Source organism: Shewanella sp. 5S214 (genome assembly GCF_041439795.1).
GTDB lineage: Bacteria > Pseudomonadota > Gammaproteobacteria > Enterobacterales > Shewanellaceae > Shewanella > Shewanella vesiculosa.
The window spans coordinates 173,319-181,259 of record NZ_JBGOOV010000007.1 but is presented as its reverse complement, the minus strand read 5'-3'; the positions used below and the strand labels follow the sequence as shown (position 1 = coordinate 181,259).

The 7,941-nt window shown below is 43.0% G+C and carries 8 protein-coding genes; 2 read left to right on the top strand and 6 right to left on the bottom strand.

The genetic code is table 11. The annotated features are described in order from the left end of the window. Window positions 1–92: 92 nt before the first annotated feature. From glpG to ACED29_RS07005, 5 genes are all read right to left on the bottom strand, one after another. On the bottom strand, window positions 93–944 hold the full coding sequence (gene glpG, locus ACED29_RS07025; RefSeq protein ID WP_182698220.1) for a rhomboid family intramembrane serine protease GlpG: 852 nt from the start codon (window positions 942–944) through the stop codon (window positions 93–95). After that, window positions 941–1,249 (bottom strand): thiosulfate sulfurtransferase GlpE, encoded by a 309-nt coding sequence (gene glpE, locus ACED29_RS07020; RefSeq protein WP_124016686.1) that lies wholly within the window; start codon window positions 1,247–1,249, stop codon window positions 941–943. The genes glpG and glpE overlap by 4 nt, the downstream gene beginning before the upstream one ends. A gap of 112 nt (window positions 1,250–1,361) precedes the next feature. Next, window positions 1,362–2,387, bottom strand: coding sequence for an L-threonine 3-dehydrogenase (tdh, locus tag ACED29_RS07015; RefSeq protein WP_124016687.1), 1,026 nt, complete (start codon window positions 2,385–2,387; stop codon window positions 1,362–1,364). Between the two features lie 24 nt (window positions 2,388–2,411). Continuing rightward, window positions 2,412–3,605 carry a glycine C-acetyltransferase gene (locus tag ACED29_RS07010; RefSeq protein WP_124016688.1) on the bottom strand — a complete coding sequence of 398 codons (1,194 nt, stop codon included), beginning with the start codon at window positions 3,603–3,605 and terminating at the stop codon, window positions 2,412–2,414. A gap of 334 nt (window positions 3,606–3,939) precedes the next feature. Then, the gene (locus ACED29_RS07005) at window positions 3,940–4,596 is read right to left on the bottom strand and encodes a TetR/AcrR family transcriptional regulator (protein WP_124016689.1); all 657 of its coding nucleotides are present in this window, start codon (window positions 4,594–4,596) and stop codon (window positions 3,940–3,942) included. Window positions 4,597–4,713: 117 nt separating this feature from the next. On the opposite strand from ACED29_RS07005, the gene waaA reads away from it, so the two are divergent. Next, window positions 4,714–5,976 (top strand): lipid IV(A) 3-deoxy-D-manno-octulosonic acid transferase, encoded by a 1,263-nt coding sequence (gene waaA, locus ACED29_RS07000; protein ID WP_371697344.1) that lies wholly within the window; start codon window positions 4,714–4,716, stop codon window positions 5,974–5,976. A gap of 43 nt (window positions 5,977–6,019) precedes the next feature. On the opposite strand, the gene ACED29_RS06995 is transcribed toward waaA, so the two are convergent. Further along, window positions 6,020–6,748, bottom strand: coding sequence for a 3-deoxy-D-manno-octulosonic acid kinase (locus tag ACED29_RS06995; protein ID WP_182698223.1), 729 nt, complete (start codon window positions 6,746–6,748; stop codon window positions 6,020–6,022). A gap of 110 nt (window positions 6,749–6,858) precedes the next feature. On the opposite strand from ACED29_RS06995, the gene ACED29_RS06990 reads away from it, so the two are divergent. Continuing rightward, a complete protein-coding gene (locus tag ACED29_RS06990) occupies window positions 6,859–7,920 on the top strand; it encodes a glycosyltransferase family 9 protein (protein WP_371697343.1) in 1,062 nt (353 codons plus the stop codon). Window positions 7,921–7,941 lie beyond the last annotated feature (21 nt).

Here is a 7,941-nt window from a genome sequence, read left to right as displayed (position 1 = left end):
TCGGTCAACCGATCAGTTAAATTTTCTCGTTTTACCGCTTAACTGATCGGCATTAACCCTTGGTGGCATTTTTTATTCATCCTGCAAGAGTGTTAGTTCGTTTTCGCGGCAGGTGATTTTTTGCTATCAAATAATGCTTGAGCCAAACCAACACAAAGCCCTGCAATATGGGCACCATTTGCAATAGGCATTCCCAGCACATCCGTAAAGCCAAGAACGAGCCAAACCATCATAAACCCCATATAAGATTGCGGTAAATTAATACCACAAGTGGGTTTACGGATCCCCATTAACCAAGTGTAACCCACCACAGCATAAACGACGCCAGACAGCCCGCCAAAATTAGGCCCTGTCATGTAAAACTGCACAATATTGGGTAACGTACCCGCGACGATTAATAAAAATAATAATGGTCGAGTACCTAAATTGGTCTCAATTTTACCGCCTAAATACCACCACCAAAGTAAATTAAAGATAATATGCATAGCAGAAAAGTGCATTAGGCTAGGGGTGAAGACTCGCCATATTTGGCTTAAATCACTATCAGCTACGGCGCCGAAAAAAGATAATTTAGTAAAAATATCATTAGCAAAACCAAGGTTCATAGCAGCAAAAACAGCCACACATGCAAAAAAACATACTAATGTGAGTGGGCCTGCACCTGTCATAAACTGTTGAATGAGGCCTTTAGCTCCCGGGCCGTAGTCAAATTTAGTATCGGTAGCGCCGTTATCCCAAGATGCCTGCAAATACTTGCTGTCGTGAGGGTTTTTAGCAAACTCAAGTAACTCGGCGCGGGCTTGAACTTCATCAGCAGGGTTGGTGATCGCTAGGCCAACACCCTCAGCATGAGAAACAGCATGGCATTGAATATTTAACCCTTTAAGGTAGTCAATAAATGCTTGTGCTGCACGTGCATTAGGAAGTTGGCCAATTTCTATCATGAGTGAGCTAAGCTCCAAGCGCTGAAGCCGCCATCTAGGCTGTAAACATCATCAAAACCTTGCTCATTTAAGTAGTTGGCCGCACTTTGGCTACTCATGCCGTGATAGCACACTACGACCAAAGGTTTGTCCATATCAGCATCGGCAATAAAGGTTGCTAGATTTTCATTGGTTAGATTGGTTGAACCTTCAATGTGAGCAGCGGTAAAACTAGCAGCATCACGAATATCAACAACTTGTATGTCGTTAGATTCGGAGGACATATGGATAAGCTCATTAATCGACAGATGTTTAAAACCAGACATGTTATTACCTATAAAAATGTACGCATAGCGTTTGACTTAGTATCAGTCTGCAACAAGGGGTTGTATAAATACAACCCCTTGTTAGTGTGGATATGCTAGATGTTAATAATAATTAATCCCAGCTCAGGATAACCTTGCCAGACTGACCTGAGCGCATTGCATCAAAGCCTTTCTGGAAATCATCAATATTAAAGTGATGAGTAATGATCGGAGATAAATCTAAGCCAGATTGGATTAAACTGGCCATTTTATACCAAGTTTCGAACATTTCACGGCCATAAATGCCTTTGATGATCAAACCTTTAAAAATGATTTTGCTCCAATCAATAGCCATTTCGCCACCAGGAATACCTAGCATGGCAATTTTACCACCATGGTTCATCGTGTCTAACATGGCATGGAATGCCGATGGCACACCTGACATTTCTAAACCGACGTCAAAGCCTTCTGTCATGCCAAGCTCTTTCATCACATCTTTAAGACTTTCTGTGGCGACATTCACTGCGCGGGTAGCACCCATTTTACGAGCAAGATCAAGTCGGTATTCGTTTACATCAGTGATCACGACATGACGTGCTCCGACATGTTTACACACAGCAGCAGCCATAATACCAATAGGACCAGCGCCGGTAATTAATACGTCCTCACCGACTAAATCAAATGATAATGCGGTATGTACAGCGTTACCGAAAGGATCGAATATAGCCGCTAAATCATCTGGAATATCAGCCGGGATCTTGAAAGCGTTAAATGCAGGTAGCACTAAGTATTCGGCAAATGCACCGTCACGGTTCACACCCACACCTGAAGTGTTACGGCATAAGTGAGTACGGCCAGCACGACAGTTACGGCAATGGCCACAAGTAATATGACCTTCACCCGAAACGCGATCGCCAATACTGAAACCACGAACTTCCTGACCCATACTGACAACTTCACCGACATATTCATGGCCAGCAATCATAGGTACAGGAATGGTTTTTTGTGACCATTCATCCCAGTTGTAGATATGGACGTCAGTGCCACAAATAGCCGTTTTACGAATTTTAATCAGTAGGTCGTTGTGACCCATTTCTGGTTTTGGTGCATCGACCATCCAGATGCCTTCTTCAGGCTTTAACTTACTTAATGCTTTCATGTTAATGACCTATGTTGTCTGGAATTAGATAATGCCCATTTCTTTACCAATACGGGTAAAGGCACCAATTGCATGATCAAGTTGCTCGCGGGTGTGTGCCGCAGACATTTGGGTGCGAATACGCGCTTGGCCTTTAGGCACTACAGGAAACGAGAATCCAACCACGTAAATGTGTTCTTGCAACAAACGGTTTGAAAAGTCACCTGCCAATTTCGCATCGCCAATCATAACCGGAATAATGGCATGGTCTGCACCACCTAAGGTAAAACCTGCTGCTGACATTTGCTCACGGAAATAACGACTGTTTTCCCATACGGCTTCACGCAAGTCTTGACCGGTTTTTAGCATTTCAAGCACACAAATTGATGCACTAACAATAGAAGGCGCTAATGAGTTTGAAAACAGGTAAGGGCGCGAGCGTTGACGTAACCATTCAACCACTTCTTTCTTCGCTGCAGTAAAACCACCCGATGCACCACCTAAGGCTTTACCTAATGTACCGGTAATAATGTCGACACGATCCATAACATTACAGTATTCATGGGTTCCACGGCCATTTTGACCGATAAAGCCTACGGCATGAGAGTCATCGACCATCACCAATGCGCCATACTTATCGGCTAGATCACACACACCTTGAAGGTTAGCGATTACGCCATCCATTGAGAATACACCGTCAGTGGCGATCAAAATGTTGCGTGCACCAGCAGCTTGGGCGGCAATAAGCTGAGTTTCTAAGTCGGCCATATCGTTGTTGGCGTAACGAAAACGCTTAGCCTTACACAAACGCACGCCATCAATGATTGAAGCATGGTTAAGCGCATCAGATATAATCGCATCTTCTGCATCTAATAGGGTTTCAAATAAACCCGCGTTAGCATCGAAGCAAGATGAATATAAAATAGTGTCTTCCATGCCTAAAAATTCACTTAGGCTAGCTTCTAATTGCTTATGAATATCTTGAGTACCGCAAATGAATCGTACCGAAGCCATACCAAAACCATGACTGTCTAAACCTGCTTTTGCTGCTGCAATAAGATCGGGGTGATTGGCTAGACCTAAATAGTTATTGGCGCAGAAGTTAATCACTTCTTCACTATTAACTTGGATGGCAGTTTGTTGAGCAGAAGCAATGACGCGTTCATTCTTGTATAAACCATCGGCTTTTACATCGATAATTTGCTGATTAATTCGGTCGTAAAAAGAGGTAGATGCCACCTGTGTTCTCCTAAATATGGTTATTATGCTTATCCAAATCACGCAGTAAACACCGCGATAAATGACAGGGTGTTCTGGAGTTGTTGGCATTCTAACCTTTATTTTTGCCGCTCTACAGCGTTTTTTTTAGTCGTCAGACCAACATGAGTTAGTTTAGGGCTACTGATATATTCACATTAAAAAAACTAATCATTAACATGATTGATTACGATGTTGGGGAAGTGGATGCATCCGTCCAACATCATCCGCAAGTAACCGACTCAATTGTAGTCGGTTACTTGCGGATTGGAAGGTATGTTATGGATATGAGATAAGCGAGAATGTCAGTATTTGGTTACGCAGCGTTATGGCGCTCTTGGCTGGCTATATCTAAATAATGTTGTTCTAAACGGCAAAATGTTGCACTTGACGTAGGCGTAGAATAAGCCTGAAAAATCATCAAAACTCGCAATAGTCCATCATACAGAGTGGCTTTAGTGATAGTTGATGTGCTGGATTGGGTTAATTGATAGCTGATCCAGAAGCTGACCATCATTTTAATGGTATCGGCAAGCGCAGTGACTTTATTATCATCGACATCGAGGAAACCGTCTTTTTTGAGTTTGCGAAGCACATCGCTTGAACGATTAAGCACTTGTTGTTGAGCATGTAAATAGCGTTTTTTAAGTGCTTCATCACGGCTTAAAATATCAGCTAGGTTGGCATACATAAACCTGAACTGCCACAAGGTGTAGAACATGGCATCAAAGTAACCCATTAATAACTCAATCGTAATAGGCACATCATCATAAGGCTTAAAGCCTGACTCTAAATGACTTTCATATAAACTAAAAATCGAATTGATAATGTCTTCTTTATTGCGGAAGTGATAATACAAATTACCCGGACTAATACTTAAGTGAGCGGCAATATGGTTAGTCGTAATGCTACGCTCACCATGTTCATTAAATAACTCTAAGCTGGCAAAAATAATTTTATCGCGGGTTTTCATTTGATTTCCATATTCATTATTAGCTTATTATCGGTCAAATAATTGCTTAAGCCGACTTAGTATGAGTATGTTAACATTGTGCTCATCTGACAAGCAAAAATCGATGACTCTTCTTCCATGAACCGTATTTTTTACTCTTTATTTCTGTATTTATTGTTTCCGCTGGTGGTGCTCTATCTTGCATTTCGGGCAATAAAAAGTGTCGATTACCGTCGTCGTTGGTCTGAACGTTTTGGCTTGGCCAAACTAGAGCAAACTGATGTATTGATCCACAGCGTGTCGATGGGGGAAACCCTGGCGGCGATTCCCTTGATTAAGCAGCTTATGGCTGCGCACCCAGATTATTTATTTACCGTCACCACTACTAGCCCAACAGGGTCTGCAGAGGTGGTAAAAGCATTTGGCGATAAGGTACAGCATTGTTATCTACCATTTGATTTTTCTTATGCTATTAAAAAATTTCTCCGCCAATTACAGCCCAAAGTATGCATTATCATGGAGACCGAGTTATGGCCTAACTTAGTCCACTTTGCCGCGCGGCAACAAGTGACTGTTATTTTAGCCAATGCACGGTTGTCGCAAAAATCAGCCGATAAATACGCTAAAAAGCGTCGTTTAGCAGTACCTATGTTAAATAAACTCAAGTTGATTACTGTTCAAACTCAGGTTGAAGCAGAGCGGTTTATTCATCTGGGGGTGGAAGCTGAACGCCTACAGGTGTGTGGCAGTTTGAAGTTTGATCTCACGATTGATCCCATTAAAAAACAGCAAGCCAATACGCTTCGAGATCAATGGCATCGTGTTAATTCACCTATTTGGGTTGCCGGAAGTGTTCATCCTGGCGAGTTTGAGGCAATGTTAAGTGCCCATAAGCAGCTACTGAGTTATTTTCCAGATGCATTATTGATCATGGCACCCCGACATCCTGAGCAATTCAACTTAGCCGCGATTACGATTACTCAGTCTGGATTGACCTTAGCTAGACGCAGTATGCATGATGAAGTTAATGGGCAAACTCAAGTGTTACTTGGTGACACTATGGGGGAACTGGTTATGCTATATGGTACAGCTGATCAGGCATTTGTTGGCGGGACACTGATTAATAATGGTGGTCATAACCCGCTTGAACCTGCTGCCATGGGGCTACCTGTGTATGTCGGTCCCAATCATTGGGATTTTGCTGAGATTACGCAATTACTCGCAGATGCCGGAGCATTAAGCTGCATTACTTCTGCAGAACAATTAGCCCAAGAGTTACAAAATAAGTTCGCAGATAACCTCCTATATCAATCGGCGTCTTTTGCCGCTCTTGCAGTGGTTGAGCAAAATCGTGGTGCGTTATTAAAGCAGTTTACATTGATCAATCAACTTATCGTTTAATCTTGAATGGTTAATCGTATGACAAGGCCAGACGATGACTTGATTAGATAGGATTAACGCTTTGATAACCGTTGAGTAATTGCTGCCAGTGCTGTTGATTAAATTGCAGCGTAGCGAGTTTGGCGAGTTCTTTTTTAAAAGAACGTAGTAACCGCTGCAGATTGGCTTGTTGCCAGCTGGCTTGTGGTTGACGTAATTCACCTCTATCAAAATCAATGAGATAGAATTTCCCTTGAGCCAGTAGGATATTTTTAGCATTTAGATCTGCGTGATACACCCCACGCAGATGAAATTTGGCAATGGTCTCACCGAGTAAATACCATTGTGCTTCTGTCATTGGCTTATGGCGTAAATGCGCCACTAAATCGTTTGATCCCGCGACATGTTCAATGATGATGTCGGCCCGATACCATAAACCAAAGCGCTCAACATTCGCTGCTATTGGACGTGGAACAGCAAAGCCTTCTTGATATAAGGTTTCCAGTATGGCTAATTCAGCCACAGCGCGAGTATGTTGTAGGCCAGTATAAAGATAGGCATCACGGCTCAACTTTTCCATCATCCCACCACGCCAGTAATGACGTAACACCCATGTTTGCGGCGAATCCGAGTTATCGGTTTTGACAAACCAGGTGGTATAACGCCCCTTAGATTGACCGACAATGGCATTTCTTTGTTGCCAAGCCTCTACGGCAAAGTCGTGAGGTTCCAGTTGTTGGGCTGTAGTTTCACACCAGGCAATATGGCCAAGTTGAGTGGTTTTTATTTGCATCTAATTATCAATAGCATTGGCGAGATTGTGGATCGAAATAACATTATACCTTAAGATCACTTACTTGCCTCCACCGTCTTACTTCTTCATTTAAGCATATTGGATAATCAATGAAAGCTGACTTTAGTGCGATACGTTCATTATGTTTACTGCGTTTATCTGCTATTGGTGATGTTTGCCACGCTGTAGCTATGGTACAGGCTATTCAAAAACAGTATCCCGATCTGAGTATCACTTGGGTTATTGGCAAGATCGAATATCAGTTACTTAAACACTTACCTGGCATTGAGTTTGTTATTTTCGATAAGTCTAAGGGCTGGCGTAGTTATGTTCAGTTACGTCGTGATTTACATGGTCAGCGTTTTGATGTGTTGCTGCACATGCAAGTTGCCTTGCGCGCAACCATAGCATCGTTAATGATTAAGGCCCGAGTGCGGGTCGGATTTGATAAAGCAAGAGCCAAAGAAGGTCAATGGTTGGTTACCAATCATGCCGTTGAGCCCTTGGCCACGCCGCATGTATTAGATGGTTTTATGGGCTTTGCTAATGCCATTGGCGTAGAAGACTTAACCCCAAGCTGGAATATTCCGGTACCGCAAGCCGATACTGATTTTGCTAAACGGCTCGTGGGTGATGATAAGGTGTTGGTGATTTGTGCTGCTGCCAGTAAAGCAGAGCGTAATTGGCTGCCAGAGCGTTACGCTGCCGTAGCCGATTACGCCATTGATCAAGGTTACCGAGTGATGCTGTGTGGCGGCCCAAGCGCGCTAGAACAAACCTTAGCAGATGTGATTCAATCTCATAGTCAGCAGCCCTTTGATAATCAAGTGGGCAAGACATCGCTTACGCAACTGCTTGCGGTGTTAAAGCAAGCGACAATAGTGCTTGCACCAGATACCGGGCCATTACATATGGCGGTGACTCAAGGTACTCCGGTTATTGGTTTATATGCTCATTCTAATCCCGGGCGAACTGGTCCCTATTTTTCTCGCCAATACACTGTGAGTGTATACCCGCAAGTAATAGCAAAACAATTTGATGCACCAGTGAAGTGGGGCACGCGCGCTAAAGGTGAGCATTTAATGGCAATAATAGAGGTTGATGAGGTTATTGCCTCCTTCAAACAGTTTTGCGCAGAGCAATACACAGTTTCAGCTGCTGGTTTACGCTGATAGAAGATCAGCGATTATTCT

Coding starts and splice junctions, on each gene's coding strand:
- ACED29_RS06995 (WP_182698223.1), bottom strand. CDS start 6,748: ATGCAAATAAAAACCACTCAACTTGGCCATATTGCCTGGTGTGAAACT.
- glpG (WP_182698220.1), bottom strand. CDS start 944: ATGATAGAAATTGGCCAACTTCCTAATGCACGTGCAGCACAAGCATTT.
- glpE (WP_124016686.1), bottom strand. CDS start 1,249: ATGTCTGGTTTTAAACATCTGTCGATTAATGAGCTTATCCATATGTCC.
- ACED29_RS07005 (WP_124016689.1), bottom strand. CDS start 4,596: ATGAAAACCCGCGATAAAATTATTTTTGCCAGCTTAGAGTTATTTAAT.
- tdh (WP_124016687.1), bottom strand. CDS start 2,387: ATGAAAGCATTAAGTAAGTTAAAGCCTGAAGAAGGCATCTGGATGGTC.
- ACED29_RS06990 (WP_371697343.1), top strand. CDS start 6,859: ATGAAAGCTGACTTTAGTGCGATACGTTCATTATGTTTACTGCGTTTA.
- waaA (WP_371697344.1), top strand. CDS start 4,714: ATGAACCGTATTTTTTACTCTTTATTTCTGTATTTATTGTTTCCGCTG.